The organism is Streptomyces sp. NPDC048514 (assembly GCF_043199955.1).
GTDB lineage: Bacteria > Actinomycetota > Actinomycetes > Streptomycetales > Streptomycetaceae > Streptomyces.
Genome location: NZ_JBICWT010000009.1, coordinates 1 through 18,104 on the forward strand (window position 1 = coordinate 1; position 18,104 = coordinate 18,104).

Genomic DNA, 18,104 nt, shown 5'->3' on the forward strand with positions numbered 1-18,104 from the left:
AAGGTCGGCGTGCTGTGCCTCGCACCCGAGGAGGGCCTCGGCGTGCGCGACCAGGAGATGCGCGACCGGCACATCGACGCCATCAACCGCTTCCGCAACATCTGAGGACACCCGAGGTCATAGATGACTGAGCGTCAGAAGGACCGGCCGTGGCTCATGCGCACGTACGCCGGTCACTCCACGGCCGAGGCGTCCAACGAGCTGTACCGGCGCAACCTCGCCAAGGGCCAGACCGGTCTGTCGGTGGCATTCGACCTGCCGACGCAGACCGGCTACGACTCCGACCACATCCTCGCCCGCGGCGAGGTCGGCCGGGTCGGCGTGCCCGTCGCGCACCTCGGTGACATGCGCCGGCTGTTCCAGGACATCCCCCTGGACCAGATGAACACCTCGATGACGATCAATGCCACGGCCATGTGGCTGCTGGCGCTCTACCAGGTCGTCGCCGAGGAGCAGGGCGTGGACATCACCCAGCTCCAGGGCACGACCCAGAACGACATCGTCAAGGAGTACCTGTCCCGCGGGACGCACGTCTTCCCGCCGGTCCCGTCGCTCCGCCTGACGACGGACATGATCGCGTACACGGTCTCCCACATCCCGAAGTGGAACCCGATCAACATCTGCAGCTACCACCTGCAGGAGGCCGGGGCCACGCCGGTGCAGGAGATCGCGTACGCGATGTCCACCGCGATCGCCGTCCTCGACGCCGTGCGCGACTCCGGCCAGGTGCCCCGGGAGCGCATGGGCGACGTGGTCGCACGGATCTCCTTCTTCGTGAACGCGGGCGTCCGCTTCGTCGAGGAGATGTGCAAGATGCGGGCGTTCGGCCGCATCTGGGACCAGGTCACCCGCGAGCGGTACGGCATCGAGAACCCCAAGCAGCGCCGCTTCCGCTACGGCGTCCAGGTCAACTCCCTCGGCCTGACCGAGGCGCAGCCGGAGAACAACGTCCAGCGGATCGTGCTGGAGATGCTGGCCGTGACCCTGTCGAAGGACGCACGCGCGCGTGCCGTGCAGCTGCCCGCCTGGAACGAGGCCCTCGGCCTGCCCCGCCCCTGGGACCAGCAGTGGTCGCTGCGCATCCAGCAGGTGCTCGCCTACGAGAGCGACCTGCTGGAGTACGAGGACATCTTCGAGGGCTCGCACGTCATCGAGGCGAAGGTGGACGCCCTCGTGGCGGAGTCCCTCGCGGAGATGGACCGCATCCAGGAGATGGGCGGCGCGATGGCCGCCGTCGAGTCCGGCTACCTGAAGTCGCAGCTGGTCGCCTCGCACGCCGAGCGCCGGGCCCGGATCGAGTCCGGCCAGGAGAAGATCATCGGCGTCAACGCCTTCGAGGGCACCGAGCCGAACCCGCTCACCGCCGACCTGGACACCGCGATCCAGACGGTCGACCCGGCGGTCGAGGCCCGCGTCATCGAGTCCCTCGGGCGCTGGCGGGACACCCGCTACCAGCCGCCCTTCAACCACCCGCGCCCCTGCAAGGCGCTGGAGCGGCTGAAGGAGGCGGCCAAGGGCACCGACAACCTGATGGAGGCCACCCTGGAGTGCGCCCGCGCCGGAGTGACGACCGGCGAGTGGGCCGGGGCCCTGCGCGAGGTGTTCGGCGAGTTCCGGGCGCCCACCGGGGTCTCCTCCGCGCCGGTGGCCGTCCCGGCCGAGGCCGGCTCGGCGCTCGCCGAGGTGCGCGCCAAGGTCGACACCACCGCCCGCGACATGGGCGTCGGCAAACTCCGCTTCCTGGTCGGCAAGCCGGGCCTGGACGGGCATTCCAACGGTGCCGAGCAGATCGCCGTCCGCGCGCGCGACGCCGGCTTCGAGGTGGTCTACCAGGGCATCCGGCTCACCCCCGAGCAGATCGTGGACGCGGCCCTGGCGGAGGACGTCCACGCGGTCGGCCTGTCGATCCTCTCCGGGTCACACGCCCAGCTGGTCCCGGACGTACTCCAGCGGCTGCGTGTGGCGGGTGCCACAGATATACCCGTGATCGCAGGTGGCATCATCCCGAACGGTGACGCCGAACAGCTCAGGGCCGCCGGTGTGGCCGCGGTGTTCACCCCGAAGGACTTCGACATCACCGGGATCATCGGCCGCATCGTCGACGAGATCCGGAAAGCGAACAAGCTCGACCCCCTGGAGGTCCCCGCATGACGACCGTCAACCGCCTTCGCCCCCGCCGCTCCTGCCTGGCGGTCCCGGGAAGCAATCCGCGCTTCCTGGAGAAGGCGCAGGGCCTCCCGGCGGACCAGGTCTTCCTCGACCTGGAGGACGCGTGCGCGCCGCTGGCCAAGCCCGAGGCGCGGCACACCATCGTCAAGTTCCTCAACGAGGGCGACTGGACCGGCAAGACGCGCGTGGTGCGGGTCAACGACTGGACGACCGAATGGACGTACCGCGACGTCGTCACGGTCGTCGAGGGCGCCGGCCAGAACCTCGACTGCATCATGCTGCCGAAGGTGCAGAACGCCCAGCAGGTCGTGGCGCTGGACCTGCTGCTCACCCAGATCGAGAAGACCATGGGCTTCGAGGTCGGCCGGATCGGCATCGAGGCGCAGATCGAGAACGCGCAGGGCCTGAACAACGTCAACGAGATCGCGCAGGCGTCCCAGCGCGTCGAGACGATCATCTTCGGGCCGGCCGACTTCATGGCCTCCATCAACATGAAGTCGCTCGTCGTGGGCGAGCAGCCGCCCGGTTACCCGGCGGACGCCTACCACTACATCCTGATGAAGATCCTGATGGCCGCCCGCGCCAACGACCTCCAGGCGATCGACGGCCCCTACCTGCAGATCCGCAACGTCGACGGCTACCGCGAGGTGGCCGGCCGCGCCGCGGCCCTCGGCTTCGACGGCAAGTGGGTGCTGCACCCGGGCCAGGTCGAGGCGTCCAACGAGATCTTCTCGCCGTCCCAGGAGGACTACGACCACGCCGAGCTGATCCTGGACGCGTACGAGTACTACACCTCCGAGGCCGGCGGCAAGAAGGGCTCCGCGATGCTCGGCGACGAGATGATCGACGAGGCCAGCCGCAAGATGGCCCTGGTCATCGCGGGCAAGGGGCGCGCCGCGGGCATGCGGCGCACCGGCAAGTTCGAGATCCCGGAGGCCTGAGCGCGATGCAGTTCGGACGCACGTACGAGGAGTTCGAGGTCGGGGCGACGTACAAGCACTGGCCGGGCAAGACGGTCACGGAGTACGACGACCACCTTTTCTGTCTGCTCACCATGAACCACCACCCGCTCCACATGGACGCCAACTATGCGGAGAGCACGACGGACTTCGGCAAGAACGTCGTCGTCGGGAACTACGTCTACTCGCTGCTGCTCGGCATGTCCGTCCCGGACATCTCCGGCAAGGCGATCGCCAACCTGGAGATCGAGTCGCTCAAGCACGTGGCGCCGACCTTCCACGGCGACACGATCTACGGCCAGACGACCGTCCTCGACAAGTGGCCGTCGAAGTCGAAGAACGACCGCGGGATCGTCTACGTCGAGACCAAGGGCTACAAGCAGGACGGCACTCTGGTGTGCGTCTTCCGCCGCAAGGTCATGGTGCCCACCGAGACCTACATCAAGGAGCGCGGCGGCGAGCAGCCCGGCCGCCCGGAGCTGAACGCACCTACGGAAAAGACGGAGAAGTGATGGCGCGCCTCGCCCAGACCGCCGGTCTGACCGACGTACAGCAGGAGATCCTCTCCACCGTCCGGGACTTCGTCGACAAGGAGATCATCCCGGTCGCGACCGAGCTGGAGCACCGCGACGAGTACCCGCAAGCGATCGTGGACGGCCTGAAGGAACTCGGCCTGTTCGGTCTGATGATCCCCGAGGAGTACGGGGGCCTGGGCGAGTCGCTGCTCACCTACGCGCTGTGCGTGGAGGAGATCGCGCGGGGCTGGATGTCGGTGTCCGGCATCATCAACACGCACTTCATCGTGGCGTACATGCTCAAGCAGCACGGTACGCAGGAGCAGAAGGACCACTTCCTGCCCCGCATGGCCGCCGGCGACATCCGCGGCGCCTTCTCGATGTCCGAGCCGGGCCTGGGCTCCGATGTGTCGGCGATCACGTCCAAGGCGGTCAAGGAGGGCGACGAGTACGTCCTGAACGGCCAGAAGATGTGGCTGACGAACGGCGGCACGTCCTCGCTCGTGGCCGTTCTCGTCCGAAGTGACGAAGGACACCCCGAGGGCACGGCCCCGCACAAGTCGATGACGACCTTCCTGGTGGAGAAGGAGCCCGGGTTCGGCGAGGTGCGTCCCGGCCTCACCATTCCCGGCAAGATCGACAAGATGGGTTACAAGGGCGTCGACACGACCGAGCTGATCATGGACGGCCTGCGCGTGCCGGCCGATCGGGTGCTCGGCGGCGTCACCGGCCGAGGTTTTTACCAAATGATGGACGGCGTCGAGGTCGGCCGCGTCAACGTGGCGGCGCGTGGCTGCGGCGTCGCCCAGCGTGCCTTCGAACTGGGCGTCCGGTATGCCCAGCAGCGGCACACTTTCGGCAAGGCGATCGCCCAGCACCAGGCCATCCAGTTCAAGCTGGCCGAAATGGCCACCAAGGTCGAGGCCGCGCATGCCATGATGGTCAACGCGGCACGCAAAAAGGACTCCGGGGAACGAAACGACCTCGAAGCGGGGATGGCGAAGTACCTCGCCTCCGAGTACTGCAAGGAGGTCGTGGAGGATGCCTTCCGGATCCACGGCGGCTACGGCTTCTCCAAGGAGTACGAGATCGAGCGCCTCTACCGGGAGGCGCCGATGCTGCTCATCGGTGAAGGTACCGCCGAGATCCAGAAAATGATCATCGGGCGCAGGTTGCTCGAAGAGTATCGATTCCAGGGCTGATTGTCCGGATACGGGGTGTTTTCTTCGAGAAGAAGATCACACCCCGTAGACCCTCTTCGGCCGCCGACTCGGCTGCCTGGCTTGCCCAGTTGTGGCCTGCGACCGGTACGATCCCGGGAAAGCCGCCGTCCCCCGTCACCGCGCGGCATCATCCGCTACGAAGGTCATCCATGCCCCACAGCCAAACCTCTGCACACCGCGACAGCCTGGTAGGCGCACGCCTCGCGCGCGGAGCATCGCCGTGGCTCCTCCCGACCGTCGCCACCGCAGCCCTCAGCCTGGTCCGCGCCCGCCGCTCGGGCGCAGCCAAGGCCGTCGCCGTGCCCGCCACCGCGCTCGCGGCGGGCATGCTGTGGTTCTTCCGCGACCCTGAGCGCGAGATCGCCACGGGCCGCGTCATCTCTCCCGCCGACGGTGTGGTGCAGAGCATCATGCCGTGGAAGGACGGCCGCACCCGCGTCGCCATCTTCATGAGCCCGCTCAACGTCCACGTCAACCGCGCGCCCCTCGCAGGCACCGTGACGTCGGTCGAGCACATCCCTGGCGGCTTTGTTCCGGCTTTCAACAAGGAGAGCGAGAACAACGAGCGCGTAGTCTGGCACTTCGACACCGAACTCGGCGACATCGAGATGATCCAGATCGCTGGCGCGGTGGCCCGTCGCATCGTGCCCTACATCCCCGAGGGCTCGAAGGTCGAGCAGGGCGACCGCATCGGTCTGATCCGCTTCGGCTCGCGTGTCGACCTCTACCTGCCCGAGGGCGTGGAGGTCGCGGTCGAGGTCGGTCAGAAGACCGTGGCTGGGGTGACTCGCATTGACCGTGATTGATCCGGAGACCCAGGCGGGCTGGGTGCCCGAGGCCGACGACGTGGACGACGAAGAGGAGATGCCCCTCTCTCTCCGCCTGTCGATAGCGGACACCCTCACGCTGGGCAACGCCACGTGCGGCTTCATGGCGGTGTACTTCACCACCACCGGCATCCTGATCCCGCACCTCACCGGCAGCCAGGAGTCCGGCATGGCCCGCCACAGCGCGGCCACGGCGGTCATCCTGATGCTCTGCGCGGCGGTCTTCGACCTGTTCGACGGTCTGGTGGCCCGCAAGCTGCGCTCCTCCCCCATGGGCGCGGAGCTGGACAACCTGTCCGACCTGATCAGCTTCGGACTGGCGCCCGCGTACTTCGTCCTCGTCTACGGCATGGTCGCGGACGACGCGCACCAGAGAATGGCGGCGCTCGGGGCGATCGTGGTGCTCCTGGCCGTCGTCCTGCGTCTGGCCCGCTTCTCCTGCGTGACCATGAAGGACGGCATGTTCCAGGGCATGCCCTCGCCGTTCGGCGCGCTGACGGTCGTCTCGATCGTGCTGCTGGAGCTGCCCTTCGTGGCGACGCTGCTGGCGATCCTCGGCACGGCGTGGCTGATGGTCAGCCGGGTGGAGTACCCGAAGCCGCGGGGCCGGCTCGCCGGCGCGATGCTCTCCTGGATCGTGCTGTCCATGGGGCTGCTGGCGGCCTGGGCCTTCGACGCCCCCAGCGGGCAGCTGCTGCTCCAGACGGGCTGCGCCCTGCAGCTGGTCATGGGCGCGGTGATCCCGCTGTTCGCCACGGCTCGCCGGGTGAACAACTTCCGCGACAACCGTCGCGAGGCGCGCGCGCAGGTGCCGTAGGCGTGAACGCCGAGGGGCCCCGAACCCGGGACGGGTTCGGGGCCCCTCGCTGTTCTCCCCACCCGGGGCTCCGCCCTCCGGCCCCCCTCGCTCACCCACCCACCCACCCGCCCATCCCGGTCGGTTGCGAGGGCACCGAATCACCGGTCCGCCCCGGCCGGGCACGAAGACACCGAAGCGCTCGTGGTCGGCCGGGTGCGAAGGCATCGTAGCGCTCGTGGTCGGCCGGGCGGGAAGCTGGCCGGACGGTGCGTCCAGGCCGGCTGGGCGGGGGCTGTTCGGCCTACCGGGTCGGGCGGTGGGTGGGCGGGGGAACCCGGGGGGCTGGGGGCGGAGCCCCCAGGGGCGTCAGCTGAAGCGGTCCTGCGCGATGCGGGCGGCGACCCGCTCCAGGATCGGCCCGGCATCGGCGATGCACTTGGCCACGTCCGGCTCGACCGACGTCAACGGATACGCCCGGCCGATCCCGGCCCCGCGCAACGCCTCCTCCGGCAGCGCGAGCCGCCCGCACACGGCCACCACGTCCTTGCCCGCCGCACGCGCCGCCGCGGCCACTCCCGCCGGCGCCTTCCCGTGCAGCGTCTGCTCGTCCAGCGAGCCCTCCCCGGTGATGACCATCGAGGCCCGCTCCAGGGCGGGCGCGAAGCCCAGGACGTCCAGCATGACCTCGATTCCGGGCCGGAAGCGGGCGCCCAGCAGCAGGGCGCCGTAGCCGATGCCGCCCGCCGCGCCGGCCCCCGGCGACGCCGCGTACTCCGCCGCCCTCGGCCCGACCTCGGCCTGAAGGACCTCGGCGTAGTGCGCGAGCGCCGCGTCCAGGGTCTCCACGTCCTGCGGCGATGCCCCCTTCTGCGGGCCGTACACCGCCGGCGCACCCTTCGGCCCGGTCAGCGGATTGTCGACGTCGCTGGCCAGCACCAGTTCGACCGAGGACAGCCGGGGGTCCAGACCGGTCAGGTCCGCGCGGGCCAGTCCGGCCAGCCCGCCGCCGCCCGGGGCCACCGGCTCGCCGTTCCCGTCCAGGAACCGCGCTCCCAGCGCCGACAGCATGCCGGCGCCGCCGTCCGTCGTGGCGCTGCCGCCGACGCCGAACACGATCGTCCGCGCGCCCGCGTCCAGCGCGGCGCGCAGCAGCTCACCGGAGCCGTACGTGGAGGCGGCCAGCGGCGCGAAGACACCGGCCGGGAGCCGCTGGAGCCCGCTGGCCTCGGCCATCTCCACGACCGCGGTGCCCGCGCGCAGCGCGAAGGCGGCGGTGACCTCCTCGCCGAGCGGTCCGGCGACCCGGACCTCCCGCCGCTCGAAGCCGGCCGCGACCGCCGCGTCCACGGTTCCGTCGCCTCCGTCGGCCACGGGCAGCGCCTCGACCCGGAGGCCGGGCACGACCCGGCGCAGCCCGGCCGTCACCCGCTCGGCGACCTGCACGGCCGTCAGCGAGCCCTTGAACTTGTCCGCGGCGATGAGCACCCGACGGGTCTCGTCCCCTGCAGCGTCCGCCACCTTGCTTTCCCCTTGCTCTCCGGGCCCCGCGCACGTCAGGGCCAGTCGCGCCGCTGTGACCATAACCTCAGGACACCCTCGCCGTCATGCCCCGACCGAACCCTGGAAAGCCGCCGGCGGGCCGCGGGGAGGGGGCCGGTGAAAACGGGTAGACCCCAGCCATGACCACCCCGCCCCCGGCCCTCCGGCACATCGAGCCCGATCTCGCCGACCGCATCCACGGCGGCTGGATCGGCCGGATCGCGGGCAACATGCTCGGCAAGCCGGTCGAGCAGGGCGAGGTGTGGACCCGCGCCCGCATCGACCGCTATCTGCGGCGGGCCGCCGCCCTGCCGCTCACCGACTACCTGCCCGAACCCGCCGACGCGGCCGAGACCGCCGTACTGCGCCCGGAGTGGCGCGCGTGTGTACGCGGCCGGATCCACGGCAGCTGCCGGGACGACGACGTGGACTACGCGATCCTCGGGCTGCACCTGCTGGAGACCCACGGCTTCGCCTTCAGCACCGAGCAGGTCGGTGACCTGTGGCTGCTCCGGCTGCCGTACCTGCAGACGTTCACGGCCGAACGGGCGGCGTACCGCAACCTCGCGAACGGACTGAAGCCGCCGCTGACGGCGACGTACGAGAACCCGTACCAGGAGTGGATCGGGGCCTTGATCCGCGCGGACGTCTACGGCTGGGCCTGTCCCGGGGATCCGTCCCGCGCCGCCGGCCTGGCCCGCCGGGACGCGGTGCTGTCGCACACCGGCAACGGCGTGTACGGCGCGATGTTCGCGGCCGCGCTGATCTCCGCGGCCTTCACCGCGCCGACCGTGCGGGACGCGCTGGAGAGCGCGCTCGGCCTGATCCCGGCGAGCAGCCGCCTGGCCCGTACCGTGCGGCGGGTGGCCACTCTGCACGAGACACGGCTGCCCTGGGAGGAGACCCTGGCCACGGTGTCCGCGGAGACCGCCGGGCTCGGCTGGATCCACACGGTGCCGAACGTTGCCGTGCTCACCGCCGGGCTGCTGTACGGCGACGGCGACTTCACCCGGACCATCGCCCTGACCGTGCGCGGCGGCCTGGACACCGACTCCAACGGGGCGACGGCCGGCTCGGTGGCCGGGGTCCGCAACGGCGCGGCCGCGATCCCGGCCCAGTGGAGGGACCCGCTGGAGGACACCGTCCGCAGCGCGGTGTTCGGCTTCGACGGCGTACGGATCAGTGCGCTGGCCGAACGCACCCTGCGCCTGGCGACGGCCGGCCCGTAGCCGCCCGGCGGCTGGTTACCCTTTCTCAATGACCACGACGCCTGACTTCGCCACGTACATCGCCGGCCTGCCCCGTGTCCTCGCCGGCGCGGCCGCGCTGTTCCGGGACGCCGAGGGACGCGTGCTGCTCGTCGAGCCCAACTACCGCGAGGGCTGGGCGCTTCCGGGCGGCACCATCGAGTCCGACGACGGGGAGACCCCGCGCGAGGGCGCCCGCCGGGAGACGCTGGAGGAGATCGGGCTCGACAGGGAACTCGGACGTCTGCTGGCCGTGGACTGGGTGCGCGGCGATGGCCGGCCGCCGCTGGTGGCGTACCTGTACGACGGCGGTGTGCTCGCGGACGCCGACCTCAAGGCCATCCGGCTGCAGGAGGAGGAACTGCTGTCCTGGCGGCTGGTTTCCCGTGAGGACATCGCCGGCCACCTGCCCGGCGCCCTCGGCCGCCGCGTCCTCGCCGCCCTGGACGCCCTCACGACCGGCATCGGCCCCCTGGAACTGGAGAACGGCCACCCCGCGGCGTAGCCGACAGCCGTGCCCGTCCCCCTCGACCCGCGACCAGCCGCCCGACGCTCGTTGCGGGGCGCGGCGATATCCGTTCGCCGGAGCCGGGAGGCCCGGCCTACCCTCGACCGCATGACCAAGCCGCTCGTCGCCGTGCTCAGCGGGGCCGGTATCTCCACCGACTCCGGAATCCCGGACTACCGCGGTCCCGACGGACTGTGGCGACGGGATCCCGAGGCCGAAAAGCTCGTGACGTACGAGTACTACATGGCCGACTCCGAGATCCGGCGCAGGTCCTGGCGGATGCGGCGCGAGCACCGCACGCTGGAGGCCCGGCCGAACGCCGCGCACGTGGCCGTCGCCGACCTGGAGAAGTCCGGCGTCCCGGTCCGGGTGATCACACAGAACGTGGACGGGCTGCACCAGCTCGGCGGGATGCCCGCCCGCAAGGTCCTCGAACTGCACGGCAGCGCCCGCAGCGTGGTGTGCACCGGCTGCGATGTGCGCAGCCCGATGGAGGACGCCCTCGCCCGGGTGGAGGCCGGCGAAGGGGATCCGGCGTGTGCCGAGTGCGGCGGAATCCTCAAGTCCGCCACCGTGATGTTCGGCGAACGGCTGGACCCGGTGGTCCTGGGCGAGGCTCTCGCGGTCAGCAAGGCGTGCACCGTGTTCATCGCGGTCGGCAGCAGTCTGCAGGTCCAGCCCGCCGCGGGCCTGGTCGGCGTCGCCTCCGACCACGGCGCCCGGCTGATCATCGTCAACGCCGAACCGACGCCGTACGACGAGATCGCCGACGAGGTGGTCCGTGAGCCCATCGGCACCGCCCTGCCCCGGATTCTGGGCCGTCTGCGCGGTCAGGAGGCCTGAGCCGGACCACGACGGCCGGGCGCCGGACGGGCGAGGCGGCATCCTTCCCGCCCACGGACGCGGGACGCCCGGCCGGACGTCGCCGGGACACCCGCCGGCTTCGCCGTCATGCCCGAAGTGCCGCCAAGCCGATGATGGTCAGTGCGACGGCCGCGGAGGTGGCGAGGGTGTACACGGTGACCCGGACGCCGCCGAGCGGGCGGGGGTCTTCGGTGGTGCGCGGCCACAGCGGCCGGGGTTCGCACCACAGGTACGTCAGGAATCCGGCCCCCGTGACGAGGCACGACACATACCAGTATCCCGGGTTGGCCCGGGGGCGGTCACGCATCGCGATGGCCGCGAGGACGGCGAGACCGCACGCGATCACGCTCCAGCGAAGCCACGCCTGCGGGATGAACTGCCAGTGGAGGACGGGGAGGAGAAGGGAGAGACCGCCCAGATCCGCCAGGGGGTCGTCCTCGGCGAAGGTGACCGTCCTGCCCTGCGCGCGGGCCTGGCGTCGCACCGTGCCCTCGAAGATCCGGACGCCGCCGGGGCTGGGCGGGAGTCCGGTGAAGCGGTGGGTGATCTCCTTGTCGCCGAGGAAGCCGGTGGACCAGCTCGCCCGGACCTCGAGGAGACCGGTCTGCCGGACGTGCACGACGGGGGATCCGTCGCGTCCGGCGTCCCGCACCAGGTCGGACACGCCGACCTGGGCGGGCAGCAGGGACGACATCCCGCTGAGCATCCCGGCGAGCAGGACCAGCAGGGCCACTGCCCGCAGGACCCGGTCCGGTATGTGCCGGGCCGGCCGGCTCGGCGGGGATGTCGTCTTCACTCTGTCAGCTCTCCTCACTCACGGACGGTCATCGTGTAGTAGTAGGTCTGGTGCACGCTGGCCATCTGCTTGCCCTGGCCTCGCTCCATGCCGATCCCGGTCCAGTCCGGCAGATGGAACAGGGACTTGGTCCCGGTGTCGTTGAAGGCCGCGACGGCCACGGTGAACTCACGTTTCTTCTTGTCGATGTTCACCACCTGGTAGACCTCGTTGAACGACCCGAGGAAGGCGTCCGGGGTGTCCGTGCCCCCTTGACCGTCCGTGTACATCCCCCAGATGTCCTTGGCGATGTTCGTCTTCGGGTCACTATAGGAAGCGTCACCCCCGAGCATGGAGGGCGGCAGGTCCCAGTCCGCGTCGACGGCCCTGGACACGTACTTGAGGAGTTCCCGATTGTGCGGGCCGTTCGAGAGCTGCTGTGTGATCTTGGCTCCCGCTCCGAAGGAGAGGGCGCCGCCCTTGCCGTCGAGCCACCTCTGCAGCACGTCCTGCCAGACGACGTTCGACGTCTGACCCTGCAGGTCGGCGCATCCGGCCGCCACACCGGAACTGACCTCCGCGCCCTCCACGCACGGCTTCATGTTGCCGCCGAGGACGTACACGTAGTTGCGCAGCTCGATGGCCAGCCTCTTGTTGATCCCCTTCTGGTTGACCACGAGGGCGTTGAGGGCGTTACGGCACGCCTGGTCGCACCCGGGTGCGGGAGCCGTCGCCGGGCCACGCGGGGTGTTGGGGATGCCGCCGCTCGTGTGCTGCCCGGTCGGCCGGCCGTTCACCACCAGCGGCGGGCGGTGGCCGCAGCGGCATGCCCGGTCGAGACCGGTGGGGTCGCTGTAGTTGACGGGGTCGTTCGCGGAGTAGCTGTAGGAGCTGAGCTTCTGCGGTTCGTACGGTGACTGCACGGGGTCCGTGGACAGGAACCGCCCCAGCCCCGGGTCGTAGATCCGGGCGCCGAGCAGCGAGAAGCCGGTCGAGTCGTCCTCCTCCTTGCCGAGGAAGCCGCGATCGCTGCCGCCCGCCAGGCCGGTGGCCCCGCGCTGCGCCCCGAACGGCGTGTACCGGCGCCTGGTGACGACACCGGCCACGCTCACCGCGAGCTGGGTGGACGCCTGCCCGTCGCCGAGCAGCCAGGTCAGCAAGCCGTTCGCGGAGCCGTCGGCGGTACGCATGGCGAGACTCGCGTCGCCCGCGGTGTAGTAGCGGGTCGCCTTCGCCGCCGCGGTGCCCGCCTTGTGCAGCTCGTGGCCGTCGAGGTAGAGGACGTTCTCCTGCTTCGAGGCACGCAGCAGGACGTTGCCCTCCGGGTCGTAGACGTACCGGGTGGTCTCGTCGCCGCCGGTCTTCTTCTGGGTGACCGAGGCAAGCTGCCGCTGCGGGTTCCAGTCGAGCGTGGAGGCGACTCCGCCCCGGGTACGGGTCTTCAGCTGGCCCGCGGCGTCGTAGCCGTAGGTGTCCTTGCCCGAGGGCGAGGTCACCGAGGCGACGGCGTGCGGGTGCGGCTGGTCCGGCGTGTAGGAGGACTCGTCGGCGCTGTAGCCGGCGTAGGCGTAGTCCTCGGTCGTCGATCCGCTCTGGGTGGTGTCGACGACGGACTGGATGTTCCCCAGCCGGTCATAGCTGTACTTCGTCTGGTACGGGGCCGGTCCCGCGAAGTCGGACTGCGGCGTGCCGCCGCAGCTCGTCGCCGCGGTGGTCCAGGCGTCCGTGAGCCGGTTCAGGTCGTCGTAGCGGTAGCACTCCTGCTGGTTGTCGGTCGCGGCACGCAGAGCGGTCACCGAACCGGCGGCGTCGCGCGCGTAGGTGTCGTCCTGCACCTTGGTGCTGGTGCCGTTCTTCACGGTGTCGGTGACGACGTTCCTCAGCCAGCCGGTGCCGCTCGCGTCGTCGTAGGCGAAGGTGCGGGTGAGGGAGGTGCCCGTGCCCGCGGTGCCGAGGCTGCGTGAGGTGAGCCTGCCGATGGCGTCGTACCCGGTCCCGGAGAGATACGTGGTCAGGCCCGAGACCTTGGAGAGCCGGCCCTGCGCGGTGTACTCGGTGGTGACGGTCTCCTTGGGCAGGCCACCGATCGCCGGGTAGTCCACCGAGGTGACGTGGTCGGCGGAGTCGTAGCCGTAACCGAAGGTGTACGAGCCCTGGAGCCCTGCGCCGTCGTCCGGCACGGTGACCGACTTCGAGGTCGGCCGTCCGCCGGCGTCGTAGCCGTTCACCCTGGTCGTGTACGCCTGCCCGCCGGAGTAGGTGGTGGCCGCGGCCGGCAGGCCCTTGCCGCCGGTCACGGTGTCGTAGGTCCGGCTGGTGAGGACGGTGCTGCCCTGCTTGGTCCTGGTGGACCGCATCAGGTTGTCGTACTCGTACGTGAGGACGGTGTTGTTGGCGTCCTGGGTGGTCTCCACCTGGCCGTTGGCGTCGTACGTCGTGGAACTGGCGCCGGCGTCGGGGTCCTCGGTGGTGAGCCGGTCGCCCGCCTGGTTGTAGGTGTAGTGGGTGGTGTTGCCCCGTGAGTCGTGGATGTACTTGAGGTTGCCGCTGCGCGTGTACTCGTACGACGTCGTGTACGACTCGGCGCCGATGTGCTCGACCACCTTGACGGTCCGGCCGAAGACATCCGTGTAGGTGTCGACGGGCCCGCCGGTGGGCGGGAAGACCGTGGTCAGGTCGGCACCGCCGTATCGGGTGACCGTCTTGTCGACCGGCTGCACCACGCCGCCGGCCTGGATCTGGCTCAGCGTGGTGCGCCCGGCCCAGTCGGCCTCGGCGTCCGTGTACGACGGCAGGTCGGCGACCGCCGGGTTCACCGGTCCCGAGCCGGTCGCACCGGAGTTGTAGAACGGCGCCGAGGTGCCGGCCACGTTGCCCGAGGAGTCGTAGCGGGTCACCGTCACGGTGCGGCCCGTGCCGGTGGCCGCCGGCTCCTGCTTCTCCCGCTCCCGGCCGAGCCCGTCGCTGTAGACGACGGACTTGGCGTAGGTCGCGCCGGACCGGAGTGTCTCGCCGCTGGTCTTCATGTCGGCGCCGGTGGCCACGTCGGGCACGCCCGTCGCGGAGGCGGCGACCGGAACCTCGTAGCCGAACCTCATCGTGGGACTGCCGTCGGGGTAGTTCGCCGACTCGGTCGGCTTGAACACCTTGGACAGGCGTCCGGCGGCGTCGTAGACGACACGGGTGGTGTTGCCGTTGGCGTCCACCGTCTTCCAGGGCCGGCCGAAGAACCGGGAGTCGTACTCCGTGCTGGTCATCGCCGTGCCCGGACCGGTCGTGCCGTCCGGGTCGGGGGTCGTGGTCGCGATGCCCTCGAGCGGCCAGGAGGTGGGCGGGTTGTAGGCGGTCGTGGTCAGGTTGTTCTTCCCGTCCCACGCCTTGGTGCGGCGTCCCGCGTCGTCGTAGTCGCTCCTCGCGGTGCGGTAGGCCGCGGCGTCGGTGTAGACGCGCAGCTCCGTGGCGTTGCCGTCGGTCAGGTTCGTGTCGTTCTCGGTGAACGAGGTCGCGTGGTCGTAGAACGTGACGGTGCGCTTGTCCTGGTGCAGGGTGTCCTGCCCGGCGGCCTGGTCCTCCGCCTGGGTGGTGCAGGAGACGCTGTAGTGCCGTTCGTCGTCCTGGTACACCATCCAGCGCTTGGTTCCGGTGCCGTCGAGGGTGTCGGTGTTGTAGGCGCGGCCGTACTCGGTGCAGGTGTTGTCGGAGACGTCCGTCGCACCCCAGTCGTCGATGCGCATCGGCAGGCCGAACGCCGTCGACGCCGTCTCGCCGTCGTCGTACTCGTTCTCGACGATGTGCTCACGCCAGGTCGCCGGGTCGTCGGAGGACGTCGCCAGCTTCTCCAGGCTGCGGGTCCTGTCCTCGCGGACGAACCGCGCGTCCGGCAGGCCCGTGTACTGCGCGGTGTTGTGTGTCCAGTACTCGTGCCACTGCCGGGACTGCGCCTTGTCCTCCTGGTCGCGGCTCGACGTCTCCAGCGTCCGTCCCGCCAGCCACGGGGAGTCGGTCCACTCCTTGCCGTCCGAATCGGCGATCTTCGCCGTCCGGGTCTTCGCCGCGTCCGTCTTGACCGTCCGGTCCCCGTCGAGGCCGCGGTACAGCCAGTAGTAGGTGGAATGCCGGTTGGTGCCGGCGCCGGTGGTGACCAGGACCTTGCCGTAGCCCCGCCATTCGGACCAGGACTCGTCCTCGTCCTTGGCGATGGGGTCGGCCGTGAAGCGCCAGCCCGGGGCGCCGTCGTACTGGTAGGTCGTGGTCATCGAAGGGTCGCCGTCGGCCAGGTCGCCGGGGTCGACGGTCATTCTGGTCACGACGAACTTCTTGAACCAGCCGGACCGTTCGGTCTCCGAGCCCTCGGGAGTCCACTTCTGCCAGAAGCATTCGTAGTGGTTGTCCGACTGCGAGGGAAGGCTGTCGGGGTCGCACTGGCGGTCGATCGCACCGCCGTCGTCCGTGGCGTGCCCGTAGGTGGCGCTGATCGTCGCTCCGGTGTCGGTGAACACCTTGTTCAGCCGGCGGAAGTTCAGCCCGCCGTCGCCGACCTTGTTGTCCTGCCACTCGCCGTTGAAGTTCAGTGTGGGCAGGGTGACGTCGTCACCGGCGTAGCCGCGGCGCTGGATGTAGTCGAGCCACAGCTGGTCGCCGACGGCTCCGGACGGGTCCATCAGGGCGTACTTCATCTGGTACTGCCGCACGGTGTCCCAGGGCGCGGCGTCGGTGTCGCGCACCTTGACCAGGATGTCCCAGAGCATGCCGCGCTGGAAGAACGTGGGGAAGTACGTCTTGCCCACGCACGTCTCACCGTCCTCCGGGCCGTCGCAGATCAGGTCGACGGGCACGTCCGGGTACGACGCCGGCTTCGCGTCGATCGTCGGGCAGTCCGGGGCGACGTGGTCCAGCGGATCCTTCTCGCTCATCCGCTCGACGCACCGGTTGACGTGCTGGAAGTCGACCTGCCCCGGCAGCTGTGCGCCGGGGATCTGGGAGGACCAGCCGTAGTCGATGCGTTCGAGGTAGGAGGCGGAGTCGTAGGAGCGGGCCTTGTCGGCCGCCGCCACCGACCGGTAGAAGTTCGTCTCCTTCTTGTAGAAGTAGGAGTTCTCCACCTCGTTCGGGGTCACCACCCGGTCGAGGTTCCACCGGTAGGCCTGCTTGCAGGGGTTCGGGTAGGAGGCGTGGCACGGCTCGCCCTCGTCGTCACCGACCACGGGCACGGTGAGGACCGAGCCCGTCTTCTCGTGCTCCTTCTGGGAGTTGAGGCGCTCGGTGCGGCCCCACCCGAAGTAGTAGCGCGTGCCGTCCTGGTGCGTGATGACCCAGAACTCGTCGGTGTTGTCGCTGCCGTAGCCGCCGTTGAGCTTCTGGACCCGCCAGCCCTGGTCGTCCTTCAGATGGAAGGAGCCCGTGCCGGTGTTGTCCTGGACCAGCTCCGACGTGGTGCCGCCGAGGTTGATGACGTAGTTGGCGCCGTTGGGGTCGGCGCCGGAGTTCGGCGAGTCCCAGCACAGGTCGCCGAAGGTCGGGTGGCCGTCCTGGGTGCAGTTCTTGTAACGCCGTTCGATGTAGCCGACGTCGAGGTCCCAGCCCATGCCCACCCAGGAGGCCTGGTTGTTCGAGGCCGACGTACGGCCGTCGATGGCCTGGGAGTTGTAGCCCAGCGAGACCTCCGGCGCCTGGCCCATCGGAGGTGCCGGTATGTCGATGGGCACGGCGTAGGTGAAGGCGCCCGAGCCCAGCGACACGTCCCAGGTGCCCGTCGGCGACAGGGTGCTCGCCCGGTAGTCACCCTTGTCGGAGGAGGAGCCGGAGGTCAGGGTGTACACGGCCGGCTCGGGGGCGGCGTACATGCCGGACAACTGCTGGACCTGCGGCGCCGCCTGGACCGTCGCGGTCAGCGTCTGCCGGCCGCCGTCGTTGCGGGCCGGCACGTACGTGGCCTTCCGGCACGCCTCGGCCCCGGGGGTGGTCGCGGCACAGGCGGGCAGCCTGATCAGTCGAAGCCGGTCGGCGAAGTTGCCGCCGTAGGCGTGGGCGAAGCCGGAGTAGTCGATGGACACGTCGACGTCGCCCGTCAGCGCGCCACCGTCCCTGCGGGCCACGCGCACGGCGAGCCCGAGACCCCCCGCCGCCTCGGCCTTCTTGCGGTCCAGGACCTGTAGTTCGACCTTGCGCGGGGCGCGGTCCGCCGGCTTGGCCACCGCGGCGGCCCGCGTCTTCCGCGCGTCGGCGCCGCCCGGCTTCGACGGCCGTACGGTCACCACGGACGCCGTCGCGCCCTTGCTTCCCGTCGGCAGGTCGAGCGTGGCCTTCACGGCCTTGGGCCAGGAGGCCTCGGGCGCCTTCTTCAGGGTCGGTTCCGCGGCCTGCGGGACCGGAGCGTCCAACGCCCGGGCCCGCACGCTCGGTTCGTCACCCCTGGGCACGGCGACCGCCGTGGCCGCCGGTGCCAGCACCAGGGCGGACAGCAGACCCGCCAGCAGCCCGTTCCCGACCAGCGCGGCAGTGCCGCGCGAGCGCAATCGTCTCACAGACTTCAGCTCAGCTTTCTTCGAGAGTCGACGCACGTCGGCCACTCGCGCCGGGTGGCGGCTGGTGTGCCGGCTGTGTGTTCGCTGTACACCAATCGCTACAGCGGACGGACCCTAAGCGTCATCGGAATGTCCTGTCCAGTTCAAAGGAAGGT

12 protein-coding genes are annotated in these 18,104 nt (G+C 70.2%); 9 read left to right on the plus strand and 3 right to left on the minus strand.

Annotated elements, in window-relative coordinates:
- Positions 1-123: 123 nt before the first annotated feature.
- From ACGFT2_RS20445 to pssA, 6 genes are all read left to right on the plus strand, one after another.
- Complete coding sequence (locus ACGFT2_RS20445; protein ID WP_393280067.1) at positions 124-2,151, plus strand: protein meaA; 2,028 nt, start codon at positions 124-126, stop codon at positions 2,149-2,151.
- Positions 2,148-3,110, plus strand: a complete 963-nt coding sequence (locus ACGFT2_RS20450) for an HpcH/HpaI aldolase/citrate lyase family protein (RefSeq protein ID WP_393280070.1) — start codon at positions 2,148-2,150, stop codon at positions 3,108-3,110. The genes ACGFT2_RS20445 and ACGFT2_RS20450 overlap by 4 nt, the downstream gene beginning before the upstream one ends.
- Before the next feature lie 5 nt (positions 3,111-3,115).
- Positions 3,116-3,640 carry a MaoC family dehydratase gene (locus ACGFT2_RS20455; RefSeq protein WP_393280072.1) on the plus strand — a complete coding sequence of 175 codons (525 nt, stop codon included), beginning with the start codon at positions 3,116-3,118 and terminating at the stop codon, positions 3,638-3,640.
- Complete coding sequence (locus ACGFT2_RS20460; protein WP_393280074.1) at positions 3,640-4,845, plus strand: acyl-CoA dehydrogenase family protein; 1,206 nt, start codon at positions 3,640-3,642, stop codon at positions 4,843-4,845. Before ACGFT2_RS20455 ends, ACGFT2_RS20460 begins: the two co-directional genes overlap by 1 nt.
- Before the next feature lie 170 nt (positions 4,846-5,015).
- A complete protein-coding gene (locus ACGFT2_RS20465; RefSeq protein WP_393280076.1) occupies positions 5,016-5,672 on the plus strand; it encodes a phosphatidylserine decarboxylase in 657 nt (218 codons plus the stop codon).
- Positions 5,673-5,694: 22 nt separating this feature from the next.
- Complete coding sequence (pssA, locus tag ACGFT2_RS20470; protein WP_393280948.1) at positions 5,695-6,510, plus strand: CDP-diacylglycerol--serine O-phosphatidyltransferase; 816 nt, start codon at positions 5,695-5,697, stop codon at positions 6,508-6,510.
- Between the two features lie 348 nt (positions 6,511-6,858).
- On the opposite strand, the gene ACGFT2_RS20475 is transcribed toward pssA, so the two are convergent.
- Positions 6,859-8,010, minus strand: a complete 1,152-nt coding sequence (locus ACGFT2_RS20475; RefSeq protein ID WP_393280078.1) for a glycerate kinase — start codon at positions 8,008-8,010, stop codon at positions 6,859-6,861.
- A 161-nt stretch (positions 8,011-8,171) separates the two neighbouring features.
- On the opposite strand from ACGFT2_RS20475, the gene ACGFT2_RS20480 reads away from it, so the two are divergent.
- From ACGFT2_RS20480 to ACGFT2_RS20490, 3 genes are all read left to right on the plus strand, one after another.
- Positions 8,172-9,260 (plus strand): ADP-ribosylglycohydrolase family protein, encoded by a 1,089-nt coding sequence (locus ACGFT2_RS20480; protein ID WP_393280081.1) that lies wholly within the window; start codon positions 8,172-8,174, stop codon positions 9,258-9,260.
- A 28-nt stretch (positions 9,261-9,288) separates the two neighbouring features.
- Positions 9,289-9,783, plus strand: coding sequence for an NUDIX domain-containing protein (locus ACGFT2_RS20485; RefSeq protein WP_393280084.1), 495 nt, complete (start codon positions 9,289-9,291; stop codon positions 9,781-9,783).
- A gap of 111 nt (positions 9,784-9,894) precedes the next feature.
- Positions 9,895-10,629, plus strand: coding sequence for an NAD-dependent deacetylase (locus tag ACGFT2_RS20490; RefSeq protein WP_393280087.1), 735 nt, complete (start codon positions 9,895-9,897; stop codon positions 10,627-10,629).
- A 106-nt stretch (positions 10,630-10,735) separates the two neighbouring features.
- Here ACGFT2_RS20490 and ACGFT2_RS20495 read toward each other — a convergent pair whose 3' ends face one another.
- Positions 10,736-11,446, minus strand: a complete 711-nt coding sequence (locus tag ACGFT2_RS20495; RefSeq protein ID WP_393280090.1) for a hypothetical protein — start codon at positions 11,444-11,446, stop codon at positions 10,736-10,738.
- A gap of 14 nt (positions 11,447-11,460) precedes the next feature.
- Positions 11,461-17,949, minus strand: a complete 6,489-nt coding sequence (locus ACGFT2_RS20500) for an RHS repeat-associated core domain-containing protein (protein WP_393280093.1) — start codon at positions 17,947-17,949, stop codon at positions 11,461-11,463.
- Positions 17,950-18,104: the final 155 nt, after the last annotated feature.